The sequence below is a fragment of the Streptomyces sp. NBC_00669 genome (genome assembly GCF_036226785.1).
Classification (GTDB): Bacteria; Actinomycetota; Actinomycetes; order Streptomycetales; family Streptomycetaceae; genus Actinacidiphila.
In genome coordinates this window covers 1,699,885-1,724,115 of the sequence record NZ_CP109018.1, presented here as the reverse complement: position 1 = coordinate 1,724,115, position 24,231 = coordinate 1,699,885, and the positions used below count along the sequence as shown (strand labels likewise).

Annotated in this window: 21 protein-coding genes; 13 read left to right on the top strand and 8 right to left on the bottom strand. The window is 74.2% G+C overall.

Going from position 1 to position 24,231, the window contains the following annotated elements:
- Positions 1 to 127: 127 nt before the first annotated feature.
- Both OG896_RS06845 and OG896_RS06840 read right to left on the bottom strand, forming a co-directional pair.
- Entirely contained in the window at positions 128 to 2,371 is a 2,244-nt protein-coding gene (locus OG896_RS06845) for an FAD-binding protein (RefSeq protein WP_329363375.1), read from the bottom strand.
- 3 nt (positions 2,372 to 2,374) lie between these two features.
- Positions 2,375 to 3,094 (bottom strand): VIT1/CCC1 transporter family protein, encoded by a 720-nt coding sequence (locus OG896_RS06840; protein ID WP_328471179.1) that lies wholly within the window; start codon positions 3,092 to 3,094, stop codon positions 2,375 to 2,377.
- A gap of 259 nt (positions 3,095 to 3,353) precedes the next feature.
- On the opposite strand from OG896_RS06840, the gene OG896_RS06835 reads away from it, so the two are divergent.
- Positions 3,354 to 5,036 (top strand): M14 family metallopeptidase, encoded by a 1,683-nt coding sequence (locus OG896_RS06835; protein ID WP_329363372.1) that lies wholly within the window; start codon positions 3,354 to 3,356, stop codon positions 5,034 to 5,036.
- A gap of 685 nt (positions 5,037 to 5,721) precedes the next feature.
- Here the strand turns inward: OG896_RS06835 and OG896_RS06830 are convergent.
- The 3 genes from OG896_RS06830 to OG896_RS06820 form a co-directional block, all read right to left on the bottom strand.
- Positions 5,722 to 7,302 (bottom strand): amidohydrolase, encoded by a 1,581-nt coding sequence (locus OG896_RS06830; protein WP_329363370.1) that lies wholly within the window; start codon positions 7,300 to 7,302, stop codon positions 5,722 to 5,724.
- On the bottom strand, positions 7,295 to 7,942 hold the full coding sequence (locus OG896_RS06825; protein WP_329363368.1) for an FMN-binding negative transcriptional regulator: 648 nt from the start codon (positions 7,940 to 7,942) through the stop codon (positions 7,295 to 7,297). Before OG896_RS06825 ends, OG896_RS06830 begins: the two co-directional genes overlap by 8 nt.
- Positions 7,943 to 8,098: 156 nt before the next feature.
- Entirely contained in the window at positions 8,099 to 9,745 is a 1,647-nt protein-coding gene (locus tag OG896_RS06820; RefSeq protein ID WP_329363366.1) for a PucR family transcriptional regulator, read from the bottom strand.
- A 403-nt stretch (positions 9,746 to 10,148) separates the two neighbouring features.
- On the opposite strand from OG896_RS06820, the gene OG896_RS06815 reads away from it, so the two are divergent.
- From OG896_RS06815 to OG896_RS06785, 7 genes are all read left to right on the top strand, one after another.
- Positions 10,149 to 11,720, top strand: a complete 1,572-nt coding sequence (locus OG896_RS06815; RefSeq protein ID WP_329363364.1) for a peptide ABC transporter substrate-binding protein — start codon at positions 10,149 to 10,151, stop codon at positions 11,718 to 11,720.
- A 36-nt stretch (positions 11,721 to 11,756) separates the two neighbouring features.
- A complete protein-coding gene (locus OG896_RS06810; protein ID WP_329363362.1) occupies positions 11,757 to 12,686 on the top strand; it encodes an ABC transporter permease in 930 nt (309 codons plus the stop codon).
- Positions 12,679 to 13,626 (top strand): ABC transporter permease, encoded by a 948-nt coding sequence (locus OG896_RS06805; protein ID WP_329363360.1) that lies wholly within the window; start codon positions 12,679 to 12,681, stop codon positions 13,624 to 13,626. The genes OG896_RS06810 and OG896_RS06805 overlap by 8 nt, the downstream gene beginning before the upstream one ends.
- Entirely contained in the window at positions 13,623 to 14,678 is a 1,056-nt protein-coding gene (locus tag OG896_RS06800; protein ID WP_329363358.1) for an ABC transporter ATP-binding protein, read from the top strand. The genes OG896_RS06805 and OG896_RS06800 overlap by 4 nt, the downstream gene beginning before the upstream one ends.
- A complete protein-coding gene (locus OG896_RS06795; protein WP_329363357.1) occupies positions 14,675 to 15,679 on the top strand; it encodes an ABC transporter ATP-binding protein in 1,005 nt (334 codons plus the stop codon). The genes OG896_RS06800 and OG896_RS06795 overlap by 4 nt, the downstream gene beginning before the upstream one ends.
- Positions 15,680 to 15,893: 214 nt before the next feature.
- Positions 15,894 to 16,757: an isocitrate lyase/PEP mutase family protein gene (locus OG896_RS06790; RefSeq protein WP_328471198.1), complete on the top strand. Its 864-nt coding sequence runs from the start codon at positions 15,894 to 15,896 to the stop codon at positions 16,755 to 16,757.
- Positions 16,758 to 16,813: 56 nt separating this feature from the next.
- Positions 16,814 to 17,041 carry a hypothetical protein gene (locus OG896_RS06785; RefSeq protein ID WP_329363354.1) on the top strand — a complete coding sequence of 76 codons (228 nt, stop codon included), beginning with the start codon at positions 16,814 to 16,816 and terminating at the stop codon, positions 17,039 to 17,041.
- Positions 17,042 to 17,160: 119 nt separating this feature from the next.
- On the opposite strand, the gene OG896_RS06780 is transcribed toward OG896_RS06785, so the two are convergent.
- The 3 genes from OG896_RS06780 to OG896_RS06770 all read right to left on the bottom strand — a co-directional run bounded on the left by OG896_RS06780 (position 17,161) and on the right by OG896_RS06770 (position 18,422).
- A complete protein-coding gene (locus tag OG896_RS06780; RefSeq protein ID WP_329363351.1) occupies positions 17,161 to 17,586 on the bottom strand; it encodes a Fur family transcriptional regulator in 426 nt (141 codons plus the stop codon).
- A 115-nt stretch (positions 17,587 to 17,701) separates the two neighbouring features.
- Positions 17,702 to 18,007 carry an ArsR/SmtB family transcription factor gene (locus OG896_RS06775; protein WP_329363349.1) on the bottom strand — a complete coding sequence of 102 codons (306 nt, stop codon included), beginning with the start codon at positions 18,005 to 18,007 and terminating at the stop codon, positions 17,702 to 17,704.
- Between the two features lie 112 nt (positions 18,008 to 18,119).
- Positions 18,120 to 18,422, bottom strand: a complete 303-nt coding sequence (locus tag OG896_RS06770) for a hypothetical protein (RefSeq protein ID WP_329363347.1) — start codon at positions 18,420 to 18,422, stop codon at positions 18,120 to 18,122.
- Positions 18,423 to 18,852: 430 nt separating this feature from the next.
- On the opposite strand from OG896_RS06770, the gene OG896_RS06765 reads away from it, so the two are divergent.
- The 5 genes from OG896_RS06765 (at position 18,853) to OG896_RS06745 (ending at position 24,112) form a co-directional block, all read left to right on the top strand.
- Positions 18,853 to 19,833: a metal ABC transporter solute-binding protein, Zn/Mn family gene (locus OG896_RS06765; RefSeq protein WP_329363344.1), complete on the top strand. Its 981-nt coding sequence runs from the start codon at positions 18,853 to 18,855 to the stop codon at positions 19,831 to 19,833.
- A 218-nt stretch (positions 19,834 to 20,051) separates the two neighbouring features.
- Entirely contained in the window at positions 20,052 to 20,945 is an 894-nt protein-coding gene (locus tag OG896_RS06760; RefSeq protein WP_329363341.1) for a metal ABC transporter ATP-binding protein, read from the top strand.
- Entirely contained in the window at positions 20,932 to 21,888 is a 957-nt protein-coding gene (locus tag OG896_RS06755; protein WP_329363339.1) for a metal ABC transporter permease, read from the top strand. The genes OG896_RS06760 and OG896_RS06755 overlap by 14 nt, the downstream gene beginning before the upstream one ends.
- Entirely contained in the window at positions 21,885 to 22,751 is an 867-nt protein-coding gene (locus OG896_RS06750) for a metal ABC transporter permease (protein ID WP_329363337.1), read from the top strand. The genes OG896_RS06755 and OG896_RS06750 overlap by 4 nt, the downstream gene beginning before the upstream one ends.
- A gap of 215 nt (positions 22,752 to 22,966) precedes the next feature.
- The gene (locus OG896_RS06745) at positions 22,967 to 24,112 is read left to right on the top strand and encodes a cation diffusion facilitator family transporter (protein ID WP_329363335.1); all 1,146 of its coding nucleotides are present in this window, start codon (positions 22,967 to 22,969) and stop codon (positions 24,110 to 24,112) included.
- Positions 24,113 to 24,231: the final 119 nt, after the last annotated feature.

Genomic DNA, 24,231 nt, shown 5'->3' with positions numbered 1-24,231 from the left:
GTGGGCACGGGTGGTGAAGGGGCAGGGCATCACGGTTGGCTCCATGGTTCGGGCCCCGGTACGGGGCGGGTGGGACGGAACGAGCAGGTGGCATCGGGCCGGTGGCCGCTGCTGACGGCGACGGGCCTCAGACGGCGGTGGCCTCGGGCGCGGACGCGGCGGTCGGCGCCCGCCGGAAGGCGGCGGTCAGCGCGGGCAGGACGTCCCGCCAGTCGGCGACGATGCCGATGTCGCAGTGGGCGAACACCGCCGCGTCCGGATCGCTGTTGACCGCGAGGACGGTGTGCGCGCGCTCCACGCCGGCCAGGTGGTGCGGGCTGCCGGAGACGCCGAGCGCCACGTACAGCCGCGGGGCGATGTTCCGCCCGGTGACGCCCAGTTGGCGGCAGTGCGGCAGAGCGCCGGCGTCGGTCACCTTGCGGGTCGCGGCGAACTCCGCGCCGAGCAGGGCCCGCAGCGGCTCGACCTCCGCGTAGCGGTCCGGAGCGACGCCCGCGCCCAGGCCGATGACCGTGGCCGCACGCTCGACCGCGTCGAAGTCGTCCTCGGTGCGCCGGTCCGAGCGCCGCAGCAGCGGATCGGCCGGCACGTGCAGCGTCTCGACGGGGATCGGGGCGGCGATCCGGGCGGGGCTCGTGACGGGGTCGGCGTGCCCGGCGCGCACGGTCAGCGAGCCGGTCCGCAACGTGGCGATCTGCGGGACACCGTCGCTGCCGACCTCGGCGAGCGTGCCGTTGCCCGACGGCTTGCCGCCCACCAGGCGGAGCCGGCCGCGGGCGTCCGGGCGCACCGACGTGGTGGTCAGGTCGGAGAGCAGCCCGGCGTCCTGGTGCACCGCGAGGCGGGCCAGGACCTCGCGGTCCCAGGCGGAGGCGCCGCCCAGCACGGCCCAGGGGGCGCGGGAGCCGCGCAGCCGGCCGGCGAGCGCCGCCGCGACGGGGCGGGGGTCACCGCCGGTGAGCCGCAGTGCCGCGTCGGCGCCCCAGTCGCGGAGTTGTTCCGGGTCCGCGGCCGGCGTGACGGCCAGCACGTGGCCGCCGATCCGCCGCGCGATCCTCGCGGCCTCGCCGAGCAGGGCCCGCCCGCCCGTCTCGGGGCTGCCGGTCACCGCGAGGACGGCGGGCCCGGGGAGTCCGGCGGGATACGGGTCCGCCGCCCGGCGGGTGACGGCCGTACGCCCGGGTTCGCCGGCGGTCGCGGACGGCGCCGCGGGATCGGGCGCAGCGACGCCGGCAACCGCGACGTCGGATGCCGCAACACCCGTTGCCGTAACGCCCGTCACCGCGAGGACGGCGGCCCCGGGGAGTCCGGCGGGATACGGGTCCGCCGCCCGGCCGGTGATGGCCGTACACCCGGGTTCGCCGGCGGTCGCGGACGGCGCCGCGGGATCGGGCGCAGCGACGCCGGCAACCGCGACGTCGGATGCCGCAACACCCGCTGCCGCAACGCCGGTTGCCGCCGCCGGGCCGGGCCGGTCGGCAACGGGATTCCCCGGCCCGGAAGTTCCCGCGTACGTACCGGCCCCGACGGCCGAGGAGCGGCCGGAGCAGTCGGCCGCCGCCAACCGTGCGGTGATCAGCGCGACCGCCTGTGCGGCCTGTTCCGCCGGGCTGCCGGACACGAGCACCGGGCGGCGGGTCGCCGCGACGCGCTCCACCCGGTGCACCCGGGTGGGGCTCGCGGCCCCCGGCTGGGCGCCGGTCAACTGATCCAGCGTCAGGACGCGGATCTGCGGCGCGGCGGGCCAGGCGGCCGGCGGGGCCTTCGCCGGCCGGCAGGAGCGCTCCGCCACCGCGAGCACGGCGGGCAGCGCCAGTTCGGCGGTCTCGGTGACCGCGTCGAGCTGGAGTACCGCGCGCAGCCCGTCACCGCCGACCGCCTCGATCGACAGCGCCGGCCCGGCGAACGGCAGGCCGAGCAGCGCGGCGACCATCGGCCCGACCGCACCGGTGCCGCCGTCCAGCGTGCTGTGCCCCGCCAGCACCAGGTCCACCGGGCCCAGGCTCCGTACGGCGGCGGCCAGGGCCTTCGCGGTGACCAGGGTGTCCGCGCCCGCCAGCGCCGGGTCGCACACGTGCAGGCCCTCGTCCGCGCCGCAGGCCAGCGCCTCGCGCAGGACGTCGGCGGCGGCGGGCGGCCCCATCGTGACGACCGTGGTGCGGCCCCCGCTGCCCCGGCCCAGTTGCACCGCGCGGGTCACCGCACGGCGGCACCACGGGTTGAGCTCCACCGGGAAACCGTCCCTGCGCAGGCGCCCGCTGCCGTCCAGGTCGCCCGGGTGGTCGCCGAGCGGCACCTGCTTGACCAGCGCCACCGCGTGCAGCGGACGGTGGTACGCGGCCTCGCCCCACGGGCTGTCCGTCGTCGCCATCGGTCAGGACACCCCCGTGCCGACCAGCAGCCCGACCCCGAAGGTCACCGCGGCCGACAGCCCGCCGAGCACGAGTTGCCGGCTCGCGCCGAACCACCCGGAGCGCGCGGTGAGTTTCGCGGTCAGCGCGCCGGTGACGACCAGCCCCGCGGAACTGGCGAGCAGCGCGGGCACCAGGCCGGATGCGCCGAGCACGAACGGCAGCAGCGGGACCAGGGCGCCCAGCGCGAAGGCGGCGAACGAGGAACCCGCCGCCGACCAGGGGGAGGGCAGGTCGTCCGGGTCGACGCCTAGCTCCTCGCGTACGTGCACGCGCCAGGCGACGTCGGGCTCGGCGGTCAGCGCCCGGGCGACCTCCTCCGCCAGCTCCTGCCGTACGCCCTTCGCCTGGTAGGCCAGGGTCAGCTCGCGCAGTTCCCCGGCCGGGTTGGTGGCCAGTTCGTGCTGCTCGCGGGCGATCTCGGCCTGCGCCAGCTCGTTCTGGGACGACACCGAGACGAACTCGCCCGTGGCCATCGAACAGGCGCCGGCGGTGAGGCCGGCCAGACCGGTGAGCAGGACGGTGTGGGTGCCGGCGCCGCCGCCGACGACGCCGGCGACCAGGGCGAAGTTCGACACCAGGCCGTCCACCACGCCGAAGGTCGCCGGTCGCAGCCAGCCGCCGGTCACATCGCGGTGCTGATGGTGGATCTCGGCCGTGCCGAGGTCCGCTGTCGCGGTCATGCGCGGGTCCAATCTCGGCCGGGGGAGTGCCCTACCCGGCCCGGCCGGCAAACAGGGAGAACGACCACGGTCGTTCGCGTTCTCGGGTCGTGCTCGGGTCATGGAGCACTGTGGCCGCCGGGCCGGTCCCCCGTGATTGGCGGCGGACGAGAACTCGGCCGGGAAACATTGGCCGCCCGCCCAAAGCACCGGGCGCGGGCCGCGCGCAGACTGGCCGCGCTTGCCAGGCTGCCGCCGTGCGATTGCGAGGACTCGCCCCATGATCCGCCCGCTGAAGTTCGACAGGTTCTACGTCCACGACGAGTTGACCGCGCTGCTGCGGGACTGGGCCGACGGCCGTCCCGACCTCGCGGCGCTGGAGAGCGTGGGCCGCTCGTGGGAGGGCCGCGACATCTGGCTGGTCACTCTCACCAATACCGCGACCGGCCCGGCCGCCGAGAAGCCGGCCCACTTCGTCGAGGCGGGCATCCACGGCACCGAGTGGTCGTCCTGCTTCGCGGCCCTGCACCTGGTGCACCGGCTGCTGACCGGCTACGGGACCGACGAGCGGGTGACCAGGCTGCTGGACACCCGCGCGGTCTACGTCGTCCCGCGGCTCAACCCGGACGGGCACGAACACGCCATGGCCGAGGGCCGTTTCATCCGCTCCAGCGTGCGCCCGCACCCGAGCCCGGACGCCGATCCGGGCCTGCAACTGCGGGACGTCGACGGCGACGGCCGGGCGCTGTTCATGCGGGTGCGCGACGCCGACGGGCCGTGGAAGACCCACCCCGACGAGCCCCGGCTGCTGGTGCCGCGCGAACCCGACGAGGTCGGCGGCGACTACTTCCGGCTCTTCCAGGAGGGCGACGTCACCGGCTACCGCGGCGACGTCGTCGAGGTCGCGGAACCGGTCGAGGGCCTGGACCTGGGCCAGAACCTGCCGACCGACTGGGAGGCGGCGCCCGCGCTGCCGCGCAACGCCGGGCCGTTCCCCGGCTCCGAGCCCGAGACGCAGGCGGTGCTGCGCGCCGTCACCGACCGTCCGAACATCACCGGTTGGGTCACCTGCCACACCTTCGGCGGCCTGCACCTGTGCCCGCCGATGAACGCCGGCGTCCGGCTGCCCGGCCCCGACCAGCATGTCTACGACGTGTTCGGCGCCAAGGCGGCCGAGCTGACCGGGTACGACGTCATGTCCTTCCAGGACCTGAAGCACGACCCGGCCGCCGACTTCCGCGGCGGCCAACTGGGCTGGTACTACCACCAGTTGGGCATCTTCGCCTGGATCACGGAGTTCTGGAGCCCGCAGCGGGCGGCCGGCATCGAGTCGTACCACGCCTCGCGCTGGCTGATCGACCACCCGGTCGAGGACGACCTGCGGATGATCAAGTGGAGCGACGCCGAACTCGACGGCAAGGGCTTCGTCTCCTGGTACCCCTTCACGCACCCGCAGCTCGGACCGGTGGAGCTGGGCGGCTGGGACATGATCAACTACTGGTACAACCCGCCGATGGACCGGATCGAGGCCGAAGTCGCCCCGCACACCGAGTGGGTGATCTTCCAGGCGCTGGCCTCGCCGCGGATCGAGGTCCGCCGGCTGACCGCGACCCGGCTCGCGCCGGACGTGCACCGGGTCCGGCTGGTCGTCGGCAACACCGGCTGGCTGCCCACGTACGTCACCAGGACCGCGCTCGACCGCGGGGTGGCGGGGGAGCTGTCCGCGGAGATCACGCTGCCCGGCGGCGCGGAACCGGTCACCGGCGAGCGCGTCGAACGCCTCGGCCAGCTGGAGGGCAGGAGCGGCACCCTGTCGTCCACCACCTGGTGGGGCCATGACCCGGGCACCCCCGACCTGACCGCGGTGGAGTGGACGGTCCGGGCCCCCGCGGGGACCGTCGTCGCCGTCACCGCCCGGCACCCCCGAGCGGGCACCGCCCGCGCCGAGGTCCAACTCGGCTGACCGCCCGCCGAGTCGGGCGGGTGAACGGGCCAGGGGCCGCGGGACGCATGTCCCCGCGGCCCCTCCGCCGTGCCGGCGGTGCGTGCCATGTCTGGGGGTGCGCCATGTCCGGCGGTGCACGATGTGCGGTGGGTGCGCGATGCGCGCGGCGGCACGCCGTGTCCGGTGGCGCGCGACGCGTGGTGGTGCGCGATGTCCGGCGGTGCGCCATGTCTGGTGGTGCACGACGCCCGGCGGTGCGCGATGCGCGCGGTGCACGATGCCCGGCGGTGCGCGATGCGCGCGGCGGCACGCCATGCCTGGTGGCGCGCGACGCGTGGTGGTGCGCGATGTCCGGCGGTACGCCATGTCCGGCGGTGCACGACGCCCGGCGGTGCGTGATGCGGGCGGCGGCACGCCGTGTCTGGTGGTGCGCGACGCGTGGTGGTGCGCGATGTGCCCGTAGACACGCCATGTCTGGCGGAGCGCGCCATGTCTGGCGGTGCGCGATGTGCCCGGTGGCGCGCCATGCCCGGCGGCGCGCGCCATGTCTGGCGGTGCGCGGCGCCCGGCTGTGCGCGGCGGCGGACGGCCGCCCGGTGGCGCGCGAGCCCGGACGGCCGTCCGGTGGTGCGCGCCCGCACGGCCGTCCGGTGGGTGCCACCGGACGGCCGCTGTTCCCGCCCCCTCTCCCGCCCGGTCGCTGCTACCCGGCCGGCGCCGGCTGCGGCTCCTGGTCGGCGCGGTGGGTGAACCGCCCCGCGAGCAGCGTGCAGAAGATCGGCATGGCGGGCAGGTCGTGCGGGGCCAGCAGGGCCGGGTCGTACTCGGTGACCACGAGGTCGGCGGGATCGCCCACGCGCAGCGCGCGGCGGCCCGCCGCGGCGGCGGCGAGCGCGTCGGGCACCCCGATCGCCTGCTCGGGGTGCCACTCGGGCCGCCCGTCCGCGCCGGTGCGGTGCACTGCCGCGGCGATGCCCGGCCACGGGTCGAGCGGCGAGACCGGCGCGTCCGAGCCGATCTGCAACCGCGCGCCGGCCCGCGCGAGGTCGGCGTAGGCGAACGACCGCTCGGTACGGCCGGCCCAGTGGCGGTCGGCGATGTCGCGGTCGTCCGCGGCGTGCGCGGGCTGGACGCCGAGCACGAGCCCCGGCCGGGCGAAGCGGGGCAGGTCGGCCCGGTCGATCAACTGGGCGTGCTCGATCCGGCCCGGGCAGCCGACCTCCTCGAAGGCGTCCAGCGCGATGGTGTTGGCCCGGTCGCCGATGGCGTGCACGGCGCTGTGGATGCCGTGCCGCGCCGCGTACGCCATCAGCCGCCGCAACTCGGCCGGTTCGGTCTGGAGGATGCCGTACTCCTGCCCGGCCGCCGTCACCCCGGGATAGGGCTCGTTGCACAGCGCGGTACGGGTGTTGAGCGAGCCGTCGACGAAGAGCTTCAGCGGTCCCATCCGCACCATGCCCCCGGTGCCCGGCAGCCGGTCGCCGGTGCGCAGGCCGAGGGATACGGCCTGGTCCAGGTAGGCCGGGTAGACAGCGCAGGCGACCCGGGTGTCCAGCGGCTGCCGGCCGGCCCTGCGGGTCCAGTCGGCGACGTTGTCGGCGTACTCGAAGTCCAGCAGGCCGACCACGCCGCGCGCCGCCGCCGCCCGGAGCGCGTCGGCGACCCAGCGGTCGACGACCGCCGGATCGGCCGCGCTGAGCCGGGCCACCGCGTCCAGGCAGTCCGCCTCGCGCAGCACCCCGGTCGGGTGGCCGTGCACGCCGAGGCGGTGCAGCGCGGCCTGGTTGAGCCACGCGGTGTGCAGGTCGTTGCTGACCAGGGCGACGGCCTGGCCCGAGCCGTCGGACCAGGCGAGCAGCGCGGGCTCCGGGCGGTCGGGCCACAGCCCGTCACGGAAGCCGAAACCGATCAGCGGCTCGTCCGGGGCTCGTTGCCCGACACTCGCGGCCCGTTGCCCGGCACCCGCGGCTTCGGCCATCGTCCGGGCCGCCTCGGCGGCGGACCCGGCGCCCGACAGGTCGACCCGGCGCCGCGCGCTGGCCCACTGCACCATGTGCACGTGCGCGTCCCACAGCCCCGGCAGCACCGTACGCCCGCCGGCGTCCACCACCTCGCCCGCGGTCCGCGCCAGGGCGTCGGGGGCCTCGGGGGTGATGGCGGCGATCCGGCCGCCGTCGATCATCAGGTGCGCGAGCGGCCCGCCGGAGCCGAGCCGGACATTGCGCAGCAGTACGCGGGTGGCCCGCCCCGCGGCCGTCCCGGTGGCGGTCTGCGGTTCAGTCACCGGGCACCAGCACCCGACGCATCGCCGCGGCCAGGGCCGGGTTGCCGTGCGGGCCGCCGTCCTCCAGGGCCTCGACCACCCGCCGCGCGACCTCGTACGGCTTGTCCTGGCTGAGCTTGTGCTTGCCGACCACCCGGCTGGGCCGCAGCCGGAAGGCCGTGGTGTACGGGGCGATCTCCCGCGCGTAGTCCGCCACGGTGTCCAGCCGCCACGGCTCCGGCCGGTCGGCCTCGAAGTGCTCCACGGTGCGCTCCAGCACCCGGTAGCCCGCCGCGCCCTCCAGCACGGTGGGCCGCCCGTGCAGGTGCGCGACGACGAAGTTCCAGGTCGGTACGTACGGTCCGGCGCGGTAGCTGCTCGGCGAGACGTAGCCGCCGGGTCCCTCGACGATCACCACCACGTCGTGCGCGCCCAGTTCGTGCAGTTCGGCGTCGGCCCGGGCCAGGTGCCCCACGATCGTCAGATCGCCCCCGCCACCGTCCCCGCCCTCGTCCGGTTCCGGGTCGGGGATCACCGGCAGATGGGAGACCACCGGGCCGCCCCGGCCGGTGGCGCTGACCAGGGTCGCCCAACCGTGGCCCGCGACCAGTTCATGTAGTCGTACCGGGTCGGTCAGGGCGTAGATCGGTTGTTCCAGCATGGGTTCCCCATCGGCTCGGCTGCGTTGTCCGGGCGACGGTATGCGCGGGGAGGGGGTCAGGAAATCGTGCGGCCCGTGCAATTGAGCCGGGGGGCGTTGTCGGCGCGGACAGCGGCAGCGCGCCGGGGGCGCCGGCGCGGCGGGCGCCGGCCGGTGTCACCCGGAGATCTGGTGCAGCCGCAGTTGCAGCCAGACCACGAGCCGGGTGTCGGGGTCGTCCAGATCGAGGTCGAAGAGCTCCTGGATGCGGCGGACCCGGTAGCGCAGGGTGTTCTCGTGCACGGCCAGCCGCGCCGCCGCGGGAATCGCCTCGCCGAAGGCGTCCAGGTACGCCAGCAGCGACTGGGCGTACGTGGTGGAGTGCTGCGCATCGTGTTCGATGATCCGCTGCACGGGGCCCGGTGGCAGGTCGACCGACGGGGCGCCGCGCTCGGTCAGCTCCATCAGCGTCACCCGGCTGCGGACGTCGGTGACCGTGGCGATCGTGGGCGCCTGCGCGCTGCCGGCCAGCGCCCGCAGCACCCGGTCCGCGATACGCCGGCCGGCCGGCACCTCGCCGAGCCGGGCCGCGGGCACCCCGATGCCGACGCGCAGGGCCAGGCCCGCGCTGCGCTGCACCGTGCTGACCACGTTCTCGGCGAACTTCACCACCCGCCGCTCGGCGCCCGCGTCGGTCCTGGTCGGGAGCAGGGCGTAGACCAGGCCGCCGGTCGTCGTGCACAGCGCCTGCGGATGCCACGCCTCGCAGTACAGACCGACCAGGTCGACGATCCGGGCGCCGCCGAGGCCGGGCATCTCCTCGGGTGCGGCCTGCGCGAACGCCACCACCGTGCTGGTGGTGTCCTCGGCGATGCCCAGCTGCGCCGCCGCCGTACGCCCCGACACCGCGCCGTCCAGCAGCGACGCCAGCGCCTCGCCGCGGCTCCACCGGTCCGGGTCCCGGTGGCTGCGGGCCCGCAGCAGATGCAGCGCGGTGACCTTCGCGGCCTCCTCCAGCGCGGTCTCCGCGCCCTCGCCGAGCGGCGGGTTGCCGTCCAGCGCCCACAGCAGGCCGAGCAGTTGCGGCCCGGCGCGCACCGCGACCGCCAGCCGGTCGACGTGCTTGGTGTCGGGGATGTCGAAGCGCACGGGCCGGTCGGCGCGGATGACCCGGTGGTACTCGTCGAGGTTGGTCGGGCGGTCCGGGGTCTGCCGGCCCAGGATGCCCTGCCGCCGGATCTCGTCGATCTCCTGATGCGGCAGGTTGGAGTAGGCCAGCACGTGACCGAGCGGGTCCTCGATGGTGATCGCCCCGCCGACCTGGTAGGCGATCGCGTTGGCCAGCGGGAACAGGTCGCCCATGCCGATCGAGGTGTACGTGTCCTGGGCCGGCCCGGACGCGCTGGTCGCGGCGGTGACCAGCGCGTCGAAGTGCCGCCACGGCATGTCGTCGGGGATCACCAGCAGAGCGACACCCGCCGCGCCCGCCACCGCGGTGGCCGCCGCCAGGTCGCCGCCGCGGGTCTTGACGACGACCGCGCTGTAGCGGGCGGCGCCGGCCTGCCGGATCGCGTCGAGGCAGTCCTCGCGCTCCGGCGAGCCGCCCACGACCAGCAGCACGCCGTCGGCCTGCCCCGGCACCGGCTCGCACAGGTCGTGGACGACCTGCCGGCCGATGAGGACGTCCTCACTCTGCGGTGCGCACTCGACCTGGAGCACCAGCGGACCCAGGTGCTCGCGCAGGCGGCGCAGCGTCGTGCCGGCGGGCTCGTCGCGCGCTGTCGAGCCGGTGACCTGCGAGGAGGGACGGGAAGTGCTCGGCATCGCCACATCATAGGCACCCCTGGCAAGCCCCGGCCGGATCGCGCCCCGGTGACGTAACGCAGTCGCCGTCGGGGGACGGGCGGGATGCGTGGGGCACTGCGCGGGCACATTCGGCGGGTATTCGGGCACACCCGGCGGGCATCCGGGCGCGGCCGGCGTCGCCCCGGGAGCGGCCCTCGGCCGCAGGGCATGTGCGCCGAGACAAAGCGGCCGCGGCGTTTTTGCCCGCTCCGATAAAGCTGCCGCCTCGGTAAGGGGGCCAGTCTCGGCTCACCCGAAAACCAGACCGCGCCTGGAGGTACCCGAGATGACTCCGCCACGACCAGGACGTGTCACCCGGTCAGGACGTCTCAGCCGGCCGGGACGTGCCGACCGGCCGGGACGCACCGGCCGCAGAACCGCGGTGGCCCTGTGCGCGGTCGGCGCGCTGGCCGCCGTGAGCGCCTGCGGCGGGGGAGGGACGCAGGCCGGCGGCGCGACAGCCGACGGCGGCTCCTACTCGATCGGCGTTCCGACCTGGTACATCGCCCATCTCACCCCCGGCCGGGCCGGGTTCAGCGGTGTCGCGGACGCCATCTGGACCCCGCTGACCCAGGTCGACCGCAGCGGCAAGGTCGTCGACGCCGTCGCCAGGTCGGTGCGCTCCACCGACCAGCGGCACTGGACGATCACCCTGAAGTCCAGGTGGAAGTTCCAGAACGGCGAGCCGGTCACCGCTCAGTCCTTCGCCGACTCCTGGAACGCCGCCGCCTACGCGCCCAACACCATGGCCAACGGCTACCTGTTCGCCGGCATCGAGGGCTACGCCGCGCTCAACCCGCCCGACGGCAAACCCACCACCGACAAGCTCTCCGGCGTGCGGGTGACCGGCACCGACACCCTTGAAGTGACCCTGACCCGGCCGCTGTCGACGTTCCCCTACGTGCTGGCCGGCACCGCCTTCGCCCCGATGCCCAAGGCCGCCTTCAAGAACCTCGCCGGCTACGACCGGCTCCCGATCGGCAACGGCCCCTACCAGGTCGCGGCGCCCGGACTGGCCCCCGGCGGGCAGCAGATCACCCTCAAGCGCTTCGACGGCTACCCCGGTGCCAAGGGCCACGCGGCGCAGATCACCGTCAAGACCTACCAGACCGACGCCACCGCGTTCACCAGCTTCCGCTCCGGCGCCGTCGACATCGCCACGGCCGGCGGCAACGACCTGTCGACGGCGAGCCGGACCTACGCCGCGCAGCTCGTCACCTCGCCCACCGCCGCGGTGGAGTACCTCGGCTTCCCGCTGTGGGACCGCCGGTTCGCCGACCTGCGGGTGCGGCAGGCGTTCTCGCTGGCCATCGACCGCAAGGCGATCGTCGGCTCGCTGCTCCAGGGCCATGCCCAGCCCGCCGAGGGCATCGCCCCCGACGTGATCGCCGGTGGGGGCGGCACCGACTGCGCCGCCTGCGGCTACGACCCCGCCAGGGCACGGCAGTTGCTGGCCGCCGCGGGCGGCTGGCACGGCTCGCTGACCCTGTGGACCAAGCAGGAACCCGAGTCCCAGACCGTCCTGGAGGCGATCGTCAACCAGCTGCGTACCAACCTCGGCATCACCTCCATCTCGCTGAAGGTCCAGCCGACCGACCAGATCTACCCCAACCTGCTGGCGCACAAGACCACCGGGCCGTTCCTGCTCTACATGGGCGCGGCCTACCCGAACATCTACTCCCAGGACGACCAGCTCTTCGGCAGCAGTTCCGGCACCAACGTCACCGGCTACAAGAGCGCCGGCTTCGACGCCCTGATGGACAAGGCCGCGGGCGCCACCACGACCGCCGACGGGCTGCGGTTCGCCCGGCAGGCCGGCCGCACCGCGATGGCGGACCTGCCGCTGGCCCCGCTGTACTACCCGGTCAGCGGCGCCGTGCACGCGAAACGGCTCTCCGGGGTCCGGCTGGGCTACCTCGGCGACGTCGACCTCTCCTCGGTCACCGTCCGATGAGCGCGGCCGGCCGCGCCGCGCCGCGAGGGGGCCGGTGTGGGTAGCTACCTGCTGCGCCGCGTGCTGCTGATGGTCCCGGTGCTGGTGGGCACGACCTTCGTCATCTACGCCGCGGTCTACGCGCTGCCCGGCGACCCGGTCCAGTCGCTGGCCGGCCCCGGCCACGTGGTGACCCCCGCGACAGCCGCGGCGATCAGGGCGCACTACCACCTCGACGACCCGTTCCTCGTGCAGTACTGGCACTACGTCACCGGCCTGACGCACGGCGACTTCGGCATCGACCTGAACAACACGCCGGTCTCCGCGGTGATCACCGCGAGCTGGCCGATCACGGTCAAACTCGCGGCCCTGACCTGGGTCATCGAGGCGGTCGCCGGGATCGCGCTGGGCTGCCTGGCCGCGCTGCGGGCCGGCCGGCCCAGCGACCTGGCGGTGCTCGGCGGGTCCAGCCTGATCCTCGGCGTGCCGTACTTCATCACCGCCTACGTGGCGCAGAACCTGCTCGGGGTGAAGCTCGGCTGGTTCCCGGTGTCCGGCACCGACGCGGGCTGGCCGCTGAGTTACCTGGTGCCCGCGCTGTGCCTGGCGCTGCTCGGAGTGCCAGAGATCTCCCGGCTGACCCGGGCGAGCATCCTGGAGAACCTCGGGGCGGACTTCGTCGTCACCGCGACCGCCAAGGGACTCAGCGGCACCCGCGTGCTGCTGCGGCACGTGCTGCGCACCTCGCTGGTGCCGGTGGTGTCCATGCTCGGGACCAACCTGGGCTACCTGCTGTCGGGGACGATCCTGATCGAGGGCATCTTCAACCTGCCGGGCCTGGGCTACCAGGTCTTCCAGAGCGTGCAGCAGCACGACGGCCCCACCGTCGTGGGCATCAGCACCCTGCTCGTGCTGGTCTTCCTGTTCGTCAACCTGGTCGTGGACCTGCTCTACGGCGTGCTCGACCCGAGGATTCGCCTTGACTAGCGCCCTGCGGAGGAGGACCTCCGCCGACACCGGGCCCGACGCCCTCGCCCCTTCCCCCGACGCCCCCGCCCCCGCCCCCGCCCCCGGCGGACCTGCCGACCGCGGCACCCTGCGGCGCCTGCTGCGCCGCCCGCGCTTCTTCCTCCCGCTGTCCGCCGTCGTGCTGCTGTGCGCCATGGCGGCCGTGCCGTCGGCCTTCGCCGGCTGGTTCGGGCACGGCGATCCGCACCAGTGCTCCCTGGCGCACAGCGGGCAAGGGCCCACCGCGGGCCATCCGTTCGGCTACGACGTGCAGGGCTGCGACCTCTACAGCAACGTCATCCACGGCGCCCGCGACTCCCTCAGCATCGGCCTGCTGACCACCGCGCTCACCCTGGTCGTCGCCGTCGTCCTCGGCTCGGTCGCCGGATACTTCGGCGGCCTCCTCGACCTGCTGGTCAGCCGGCTGATGGACGTCTTCTTCGGCTTCCCCATGCTGGTCGGGATGATCGTGGTGCTGGAGACCTTCAGCGTGCACAGCATCCTGAGCGTCTCGCTGGTCCTCGCGCTCTTCTCCTGGCCGGTGCTCACCCGGATCATGCGCTCCTCGGTGCTCGCCGTGCGCGGCCTGGACTACGTGACCGCCGCCCGTGAACTGGGCGCGGGACCGCTGCGGATCGTGCTGCGGCACGCCGTTCCCAACGCGATCATGCCGGTGGCGGTGCTGACCAGCATCAACATCGGCGGGGTGATCACCGCGGAGGCGTCGCTGACCTTCCTCGGTGTCGGCCTGACCGCCCCCGCGATCTCCTGGGGCGTCCAACTCAACACCGCGCAGCAGTACTTCACCACCCACCCGGGCCTGCTGCTGTTCCCCGCCCTGTTCCTGTCCCTGGCCGTGCTCAGCTTCGTCCTGCTGGGCGACTGCCTGCGCGACGCGTTCGACCCGAGGCTGCGATGACCACCATCGAAGACCCGCCCACCGCCCGGACCCACCCGCTCGCCCGGTTCCCCGGATACGATCCCGCCGCGCCCCCGCTGGAAGTCGTCGACCTGCGGGTGGCCTTCGCCGGCCGGACCGGGCGGCCCGGCGCCGGCAGCGTCGTGGTCGACGGTGTCGGCTACCGCACCGAGCCCGGCCGGACGCTGGCCGTGGTCGGCGAGTCGGGCTGCGGCAAGAGCCTGACGGCGCGCGCGGTCATGGGCATCCTGCCGCCCGGCGCGGCCGTCACCGGCGGATCGATCCTGCTGCACGGCATCGACCTGCTGCGACTCGACCGGCGCGCGCTGCGGAAGATCCGCGGCCGGCACATCGCCATGGTCTTCCAGGACGCGCTGTCCGCGCTCAACCCGGTGCTGCCGGTCGGCTTCCAGATCGCCGAGGTCTTCCGCGCCCACCGCGGCCTGACCCGCCGTCAGGCGGCCCGGGAGGCGGTGGCCATGCTCGACCGGGTGCGCATCGCCGACGCCGCCCGGCGCGCCGGCCACTACCCGCACCAGTTCTCCGGCGGTATGCGGCAACGGGTCATGATCGCCATGGCCCTCGCCCTCACCCCCGAGGTCCTGATCGCCGACGAGCCCACCACCGCTCTCGACGTGACCGTGCAGGCGCAGATCCTGGAACTGCTCGCCGACCTCCAGGCCGAACACGCCATCAGCCTGGTGCTGATCAGCCACGACATGGGCATCGTCGCCAACGCGGCCGACCGCGTGGTGGTGATGTACGCGGGCCGGGTCGCCGAGCAGGCACCGGCCGGCGCCCTCTACCGCGGCCCGGCCCACCCGTACACCCGGGCGCTGCTGGACGCGATCCCGCGGCGCGGCTCGCGCGGCCGCCCGCTCGCCGTGCTGGAGGGCGCGCCGCCGGACCCGGCCGCGATGCCGGACGGCTGCGCGTTCCGGGCCCGCTGCCGGTACGCGGACGAGGCGTGCGCGGTCGCCCCGCCGCACCACGGCGTCGCCCCCCTGCGCACCAGCGCCTGCCACCACTGGAAGGAGGTGGTCGGCGGATGACCGGCGCACCGCTGATCCTCGAAGTCCGCGACCTGGTCAAGCACGTGCCGGTCGGCGGCGGACTGCTGCGGCGCGGGACGGGGCAGGTCAGGACCGTCGACCGGGTGAACCTGGAGCTGCGCCGCGGCGAGACCCTGGGCCTGGTCGGCGAGTCCGGGTGCGGCAAGTCCAGCCTCGCCCGGCTGCTCACGGCCGTCGACCGGCCGTCCTCGGGAGAGATCCGGCTGATGGGCGAGCGGCTCGACGCGTTGCGCGGCAGCCGGCTGCGGGCCGCCCGACGGCACATCAGGCTGGTCTTCCAGGACCCCTTCGCGTCCCTCGACCCGCGGATGACCGTCGAGGCGATCGTCCGCGAGCCGTACCTGATCCACCGGGACGCCGCCCCGCGCGGCGAGCACCGGCGGCTGGTCCGCGAACTGCTGGAACTCGTCGGCCTCAACCCCGACCACGCAGGCCGCTACCCGCACCAGTTCTCCGGCGGGCAGCGCCAGCGCATCGCCATCGCCCGCGCGCTGGCGCTGCGCCCGGAGATCCTGGTCTGCGACGAGCCGGTCTCCGCCCTCGACGTCTCCGTACAGGCCCAGATCGTCAACCTGTTCACCTCGCTCCAGCGCGAACTGGGCATCGCCTACGTCTTCATCGCCCACGACCTGTCCGTGGTCGAGCACATCGCGGACCGGGTCGCGGTGATGTACCTCGGCAGGATCGTCGAGGAGGGCACGGCCGAGGAGGTGTACGACCGCCCCCGGCACCCGTACACCGACGCGCTGCTGTCCGCCGTCCCCGACCCGGTCCCCGATCCGTCCCGGACCTCCGCCCGGGTGGTGCTCCACGGCGACGTGCCGAGCCCGCTCGATCCGCCCGCGGGCTGCCGCTTCCACACCCGCTGCCCGCACGCGGCCCCCGAGTGCGCCACCCGCGAACCGCCCCTGCGCGCCCCGGACACGCCGGCCGTCGCCCACGCGGCAGCCTGCCACTTCCCGCTGCACACGGCTCCCTGAGGTGCGCGGGGGCGGGTGCCGCCATACGGCCCGCGGCCGGCGCTTCCGTGACGTTTCTGCGGTGAACGGGTTAGCCCGCGTGAGTGACTAAAGGCCCAGTCATCTATGAATCAAGACTCGGCACCGGAACCATCCTCTTTTGGTAAAGAGTCCCCGTTTCGGGACGGCCCGGGCCGCGCCCGTTCAGAGGGCGCCATCATCCAAGGGAGTCACCTTGAGCTACGGAAACAAGTTGCGTGCGCAGATCGCCGCGCCGGGCACGACGCCGTTGATCGGCGTCTACGACATGTACTCGGCGTCGCTGGCCGCTGAGCACTTCGACGGGATGTTCGTCTCCGGCTTCGGGTTCGCCGCGTCGTACTACGGCCTGCCCGACATCGGGTTCATCGCCTGGCCGGACATGGTCGGCTTCGTGCAGCGGCTGCGCGGCGCCTTCCCCCAGCAGCACCTGCTGGTGGACATCGACGACGGTTACGTCGACCCGGAGGTGGCCTGCCATGTCGTGGAGGGACTGGAGCGGATCGGGGCCTCCGGGGTGATCCTGGAGGACCAGAAGCGCCCGCGCCGCTGCGGGCACGCCGACGGCAAGCAGGTGCTGCCGTTGGAGGAATACCTGGAGAAGCTGGAGATGGTGCTGGCGACCCGCCGGGACCTGGTCGTGGTGGCGCGCACGGACGCGACGGAGGAGAAGGACATCCTGCGCCGCGCCGAGCGCCTCGCGGCGACCGACGCCGATGTCGTCCTGGTGGACGGGGTCCGCAGCGTGGAGTGGATCAGGCGGATTCGCGAGGCGGTCGGCAGCAAGCCCCTGCTGTTCAACCAGATCGCCGGCGGCAAGTCCCCGCGGCTGTCGCTGAGCGAGCTGACCGAGCTCGGCATGGACGTGGCGATCTACAGCACGCCGTGCCTGTTCGCGGCGCACGCGGCGGTGGGTGCGGCGCTCGTCGACCTCAAGGCCGCCGACGGACGCCTTCCGGTCGTCGACGAGGTGGAGGGGATCGGCGTCGCGGCGTCCACCCGGCTGCTGGAGCGGAACATCGCCCGCCACCACCCCGACGTCGAGCTGGCCGGCGTATGAGCCGGGGTGCGCACGCGGCTCTCCCGGGGTCGCGTTCGCGTTCGCGGGCGCGGGCGGTGCTGCTGCTCACCGCGGCCGCGCTGGCCTGCGGGGCGGCGCCCGCGGTGGCCGACGGAAGCCCGATCACCGTCCTGGACAACTCGCACTCCGACTCGATCCTTGAGGTCGACCGGACGGCCAACGTCCAGACCGGTCACGGCGATGCCGGCAGTGACCACGACGGCAGCGCGGTCGATGCCCTGGAGGTCCTCTTCGGCGGGGGCCACCCGGAGGGTGACGACTGAGCGGACGGGCGAGCCGCCGGCGTGCCGCGACCCGTACGCCGCGGGCCCCGGGCGAGTGCTCCCCGGGGCCCGCGGTACGCCCGGCGAACCGCGCGCCGGCGGCGTTCCTTGGGTGGGCGCTACTTCGGGGCGGGCCGCTCCGAAGCGCACCCGGCGCAGGTGCCGAAGATCTCCATCGTGTGCACGATGTCGACGAAGCCGTGCTCGGTGGCGATCGCGTCGGCCCACCGCTCCACCGCGGGCCCCTCGACCTCGACCGTTCGTCCGCAGGAACGGCAGACCAGATGGTGGTGGTGGCCGCCCTCGGAGCACCGGCGGTAGACGGACTCGCCGTCGCCGGTGCGCAGCATGTCCACTTCCCCCGCCTCGGCGAGGGACTGCAGGGTGCGGTAGACGGTGGTCAGGCCCACCGACTCGCCGCGCAGCTTCAGGATGTTGTGCAGGTCCTGCGCGCTGCGGAACTCCTCGACCTCGTCCAGGGCGGCGGACACGGCGGTGCGCTGCCGGGTCGAGCGGCCGCGGACGGACTGTCCGGCTGCGCTCACGGATCTTCCCTCCGGTGGATGCGGGGTGGGTTCGACGTGCTCGGTGGGTTCGGTGGGCTCGGTGGCGGTGGTGGCCGGCGAAGCGGCGGCCGGGGCGGACACCCCGGCCGGCCGTTCACTCCTCGACATGCCGGATCGCGTCGAGCACGATGTGCGCGACGTGCTCGTCGACCAGGGTGTACTCGACCTCGCGGGCCTGGCGGTGGGTCGCCACGATGCGTGACGTGCGCAGAACGCGCAGGTGCTGCGAGACCAGGGGCTGGTTGACCCCGAGGGCGGCGACGAGTTCGTGGACCCGCTTGCCGCCAGTGGACAGCTCACGCACGATGCCCATCCGTACGGGCGACGCCAGGGCCCGGAGCAGCTCGCTTGCCGCCCGCAGGGCCAGGGTCGAGTCGTCCGGCTGAACGGGAACCGTCATATGCAAAACCTAACATATGAGAATGGGTCCCATGTAGGGCGTCGGACGGGGGCCGGGGCGGGCCGCGGGTGAGGTCCGGACGGGGCGTGGGCGGCCCTGGGTGGGCCCGCGCTCAGTGCTCGTCCCAGTGCCCTTCGTGGGCGGCGTGCCGGTGCCCGTCGTGCACGTAGTCGGTGTGCCCCTCGTGCGGCACCGCGACGTGGCCGCAGCCGGGGCCGTGCTCGTGGGTGTGCCCCTTGTGCTCGGCGTGCTGCGCGGTCGCGCACTCGTCGGCGTGGCCGTCGTGGCTCCGGTGCAGATGTCCGTCGTGCACGTAGTCGGTGTGGTCGCCGTGCGGCACGGCGACATGGCCGCATCCCGTGCCGTGCACGTGCTCGTGATCGGTGTGCGGCCGGTGCTCGGTCGAGGTGGTCATGCTGCCACTCCTCGTCTGGTGGCGGAGTTCGGGTCGGACTCCGGTGTCGGGCGGGCGCGATCGCGCTCTTATGGCGACATTAACATATGGCAATGTGCGCATGTATCGAGGTCGCGAGCGCGCCGCCATACGAGCCGGGCCGTCGTGCGACGACGCCGTGCCGCCGTACGCGGGCGCCCTTCCGTCCCTCCGGAGCAGCCCGCGGCCGCCGTGCCCGACCCGGCCCTTCCCGCCGCGCACCGCTGTGACCAGCGGCGATGCGCCGACGGTGGGCTCCGGAGCCTGGACGGCGGAGCCAAAGGTCAAGATTCTGTAATGATTTTCATCTTGCATTGGCCGAGGTGGGATTGAGATTCGTTTTCAATTACGGTGAGGGAGCCGCGGCCGATCGTGCCGCGGTCCTTGCCGGCACCGCACGAGGAGAACCGCCATGACCAGCCCCGTCGCCCGCAGTACGGCGCACCGCCGCTCCACGTTCGCCGCCGGCGGGATACTGGTCGCCGCCCTGGCGGCGACCAGCGCGTGCTCCACCTCCTCGAAGTCCTCCGGCGACGGCAAGTCCGGCGCCTCCGCCGGAAGTTCGGGCGGCGGCAAGGTCATCCGGGTGGTCGCGGCGGAGAACTTCTGGGGCAGCATCGCCGCGCAGGTCGGCGGCAGCCATGTGAAGGTCACCAGCATCATCTCGAACCCCGACACCGACCCGCACGACTACGAGCCGACCGCCGCCGACGCGCGCACCGTCGCCACCGCCACGTACGCGATCGTCAACGGCATCGGCTACGACGCGTGGGCCGGCCAGCTGCTGGCGTCCAACCCCTCGGGGCAGCGCACGGAACTCGACGTGGGCGACCTGGTCGGGGTCAAGGACGGCGGCAACCCGCACCGCTGGTACTCCCCGGACGACGTGCACAAAGTGATCGAGCGGATCACCGCCGACTACAAGAAGGCCGACCCCGCGGACGCCGGCTACTTCGACGCCCGGAAGGACGCCTTCGAGACCAAGACGCTCGGGGAGTACAACAGCCTGGTCGCCGGCATCAAGGCGACGTACGCGGGCACCCCGATCGGTGCCTCGGAGTCGATCGTCAGCCCGCTCGCGGACGGCCTCGGCCTGAAGATGCTCACTCCGTACTCGTTCCTCAACGCGATCAGTGAGGGCTCCGACCCCACCGCGCGGGACAAGAACACCATCGACCACCAGATCGCCGCCAAGCAGATCAAGGTCTACGTCTACAACAGCCAGAACGCCACGCCCGACGTGCAGGCGCAGGTCAAGGCGGCCAAGGCGAAAGGCATCCCGGTCGCCACGGTCACCGAGACCCTCACCCCGGCGGGGGCGTCGTTCCAGCAGTGGCAGGTCACCGAGCTCAAGGGTCTCCAGCGGGCCCTGGCCGAAGCGACGGGCAAATAGCCGTGCGCCCGCTCACCAGACTCCGCGAGGCCGTCCGCCAGGGCGTGCCCGGTCTGCGCGACGGCGTGCCCGGTCCGCGTGACGGCGAGGCCGCCGGTTCGTGCGAGGGTTGCCCGCCCGGCCCGCGAGGAAACGTCCCGCCTGTTCGGCGGGGAGACGCCGCGTCCGGCCGGCGAGGAAACGTCCCGCCTGCCGCGCGGGGAAACGTCCCGCCCGCGGTGACGGCCGCCGACCACACGCTGCGGACGGCCGCCGGCGGCCCGCCGCCGCCGGACGGTCCCGCGGTGGTGTCCCTGCGGGACGCGGCCGTGCGGGTCGGCGGCCGCACCCTGTGGTCCCATGTCGAACTCGACATCGCGCCGGGGGAGTTCGTCGCCGTCCTGGGGCCCAACGGGGTCGGCAAGTCGACCCTGGTCAAGGCGATCCTCGGGCTGGTCCCGACGGCCGGCGGCAGCGTCACCGTCCTCGGCCGCGCGCCGGGCCGGCTCGCGCACCAGGTCGGCTACCTGCCGCAGCGGCGCAGCTTCGACGCCGGCCTGCGCATCCGCGGCGTCGACATCGTCCGGATGGGCTGGGACGGGGACCGCTGGGGGCTGGGGCGGCCGGGCTCGGCGCGTGCCGCCCGGGAACGGATCGCCCAGGTCATCGATCTGGTCGGCGCGTCGGCGTACGCACACCGGCCGATCGGGCAGTGCTCCGGCGGCGAGCAGCAGCGGCTGCTGATCGCCCAGGCGCTGGTCAGGCAGCCCCGCCTGCTGCTGCTGGACGAGCCGCTGGACAGCCTCGACCTGCCCAACCAGGCGTCGGTGGCCGCCCTGATCGGCCGGATCTGCCGCGAGGAGAAGGTCAGCGTGGTGATGGTCGCCCATGACGCCAACCCGATCCTCGCGCACCTGGACCGGGTGGTGTACCTGGCCGAGGGCGGGGCGGTGGCCGGCACCCCGGACGAGGTCATCACCTCGCGGACCCTGACCCGCCTGTACCGGACGCCGATCGAGGTGCTGCGGACCTCCGACGGCCGGCTGGTCGTCGTCGGGCAGCCCGAGGCGCCCGCGGTGCACGGCGACCGCCACCCGCCGGCGGGGGAGGGGGAGTTCCGTGCTGATCGCTGACGCGGCGACCGACTGGTCCTGGAACCCGGTCGCCGACCTCCGGCAGATGTGGGCGTTCCCCTTCATGGTCAACGCCTTCCGGGCCGGCGCGATCGTGGCCGTGCTGGCCGGGGTGATCGGCTGGTACATGGTGCTGCGCCGGCAGAGCTTCGCCGGCCACACCCTGTCCACCGTGGCCTTCCCGGGTGCCGCCGGTGCCACCCTGCTGGGAGTCGGCGCGGTCTACGGCTACTTCACGTTCTGCGTCGGCGCGGCGCTGGTGATCGCCGCGATCCCGCGGGCCGGGGGGCACGAGTCCGGCCACGGGTCGGGCGGCGGCGAGGAGGCGGCGGTGACCGGAACCATCCAGGCGTTCCTGCTCGGCGCCGGATTCCTCTTCATCGCCCTCTACAAGGGGTTCCTCGGCGGCGTCGACGCCCTGCTGTTCGGCAGCTTCCTGGGCATCACGACGACCCAGGTGGAGGTGCTGGCCGCGGTGGGCGCGGCGGTGCTGCTGGTGCTGGCCGTCGTCGGGCGGCCGCTGCTGTTCGCCTCCGTCGACCCGGCGGTCGCCGCCGCCCGCGGCGTGCCGGTCCGGCTGCTGTCCACCGTCTTCCTCGTCGTGCTGGGTGCGGCGACGGCGGCGACCAGCCAGATCACCGGCGCGCTCCTGGTGTTCGCGCTGCTGGTGATGCCCGCCGCCACCGCGCAGAACCTGACCGCCCGGCCGGTCCTCGGCATCGCCGCGTCGGTGGGCATCGCGCTCGCCGTGACCTGGACCAGCCTGACCGTGGCCTACTACTCGCCGTACCCGATCGGATTCTGGGTGACCACCTTCGCCTTCGCCGCCTACGCGGCCAGTTGGGGAGTCCGCCTGCTGCGCGAGCGCCGCGGACGGGCGCCCGGCCGCAGGGCCGTGGCTGCCGCGGGCACGCCCGCGTGGACCTCGGGGAGCCTGCTGTGACCGTCCTCGCCTCCGGGTGGCCCGGCGCGCTCGGGCACCCCTTCTTCCTGCACGCGGTCCTGGCCGGGGCGGCCATCGCCGCCGCGTCCGGCATGGTCGGCTACTTCCTGGTGCTGCGCGCCCAGGTCTTCACCGGCGACGCGCTCAGCCACATGGCGTTCACCGGTTCGCTCGCCGCGCTGGCCGCCGGGGTCGACCTGCGGCTGGGGTTGTACGCCGCGACCATCGCCGTCGCCGTCCTGCTCGGCACCCTGTCCCGGTCCGGCCGGGCCGACGACGTCGCGATCGGCAGCGTCTTCGCCTGGATCACCGGCCTGGGCGCCTTCTTCCTCACCCTCTACACGACCTCCGGCGGCGCGGACAACGCCGGAGCCGGCGTGCGGGTGCTCTTCGGCTCCATCTTCGGGATGTCGGCGGGCCAGGCCGGTACGGCCGCCGCCGTGGCGGCGGGGGTGTGCGCGGTGGTGCTCGCCGTCTTCCGGCCGCTGCTGTTCGCCTCCGTCGACGAGGCGGTCGCCGCGGCGCGGGGCGTGCCGGTACGGCTGCTGGGGTTCGGCTTCCTCGCGCTGGTCGGCGTCACCGCGGCCGAGGCCAGCCAGGCGGTCGGGTCGCTGCTGCTGCTCGGACTGCTCGCCGCCCCGGCGGGCACCGCCCAGCGGCTGACCGACAACCCCGCGCGGGCGTTCGCGCTGTCCACGGTGCTCGCGGTCGCCGAGATGTGGGGCGGCCTGACCATCAGTTACGCGGTCCCGAAGATGCCGCCGAGCTTCGCGATCGTGGCGGTCGCCGCCACCGTCTACGCGGCCGCGTTCGCCGTCGGGGCGCGCCGGCGGAGCCCGGCCCCGCGCCTCGCCCGGGCCTGAACGGGAGGGGTCCGCGGGGAAAGGGACCGCGCCGAACGGGTCCGCGCCGAACGGGCGTGCACGGAAAGGACCTTCGCGGTCCGGGCCGGGCCGGTACGAACGGCACGCAACGGCCTTCCAGTGGCGACAGAGGAGTTGTTGCGACGGAATCGCAGCAGCTCAGCGCAGGTATCAGGGTGATGGCTGCAATCGGCCGGAGCTGTCACCGTAGGGGCATGGACGCCGGCGAGCACACCCACGGGCACGGCCACGAGCACGGGCACGGCCACACGCATGAGCGCGCGGACGGGCGCGCGGACGCGCGGGAGCGCGGCCACGAACACGGCCACGAACACGGCCACGAACACGGCCGCGAACACGGACACGGCGGTGCGCGGCGGGCCCGGTTCCGGCACCGGCTCGCGCACATGGTCACCCCGCACAGCCACGAGGCGATGGACAAGGTGGACTCCGCGCTGGCGACCTCGCGGGAGGGACTGCGGGCGCTGTGGCTGTCGTTGGGAGTCCTCGGTGCCACCACCGTGATCCAGGTGACGGTCGTCGCGGTGTCGGGGTCGGTGGCGCTGCTGGGTGACACGATCCACAACGCGGCCGACACGCTGACCGCGGTACCCCTGGGGATCGCCTTCGTGCTCGGCCGGCGCGCGGCGACCCGCCGTTACACCTACGGGTACGGGCGGGCGGAGGACCTGGCCGGCATCGCGATCGTGCTGACCATCGCCGGCTCCTCCGCGCTGGCCGGCTACGAGGCGGTGCGCCGGCTGCTGGAGCCGCGTGACGTGACGCACCTGTGGGCGGTGGCGGTCGCCGCGCTGGCCGGGTTCGCCGGCAACGAGTGGGTGGCGCGCCACCGGATCGCCGTCGGCCGGCGGATCGGGTCGGCGGCGCTGGTCGCCGACGGCCTGCACGCCCGCACCGACGGCTTCACCTCGCTGGCGGTGCTGCTGGGCGCCGGGGGCGCCGCGGTCGGTTGGCGCTGGGCCGACCCCGTGGTGGGCCTGCTGATCACCGCGGCGATCCTGGTGGTGCTCAAGGACGCCGCCCGGCAGGTCTACCGGCGGCTGATGGACTCCGTGGACCCCGCGTCGGTGGACGCCGCGGAGGAGGCGCTGCGCCAGGTGCCCGGCGTGCTCGGCGTCGGGGCGGTGCGGATGCGGTGGATCGGCCACGCGCTGCGGGCCGAGGCGGACATCGTGGTCGACCCGCACCTGACGGTGGTGCGGGCCCACGCGTTGGCGGTCGCCGCCGAACACGCCCTGATCCACGCAGTTCCGCGGCTGACCGCCGCGACCGTGCACATCGACCACGTCGCCCACGGCGCCGACCCGCACGCGGAGTTGCGCCACCACGCCGTGGCGTGACCGCCCGCGGGCGCGCCGCTTCGGGGCCGGCCGCGGGTCAACCGCGCTGGTTGACAACGGCGGTAGCGTGCCCGGTGGCCGCCGGCGCGGGTCGCGGGCGGGCGGAAGCGGGCGGGCGC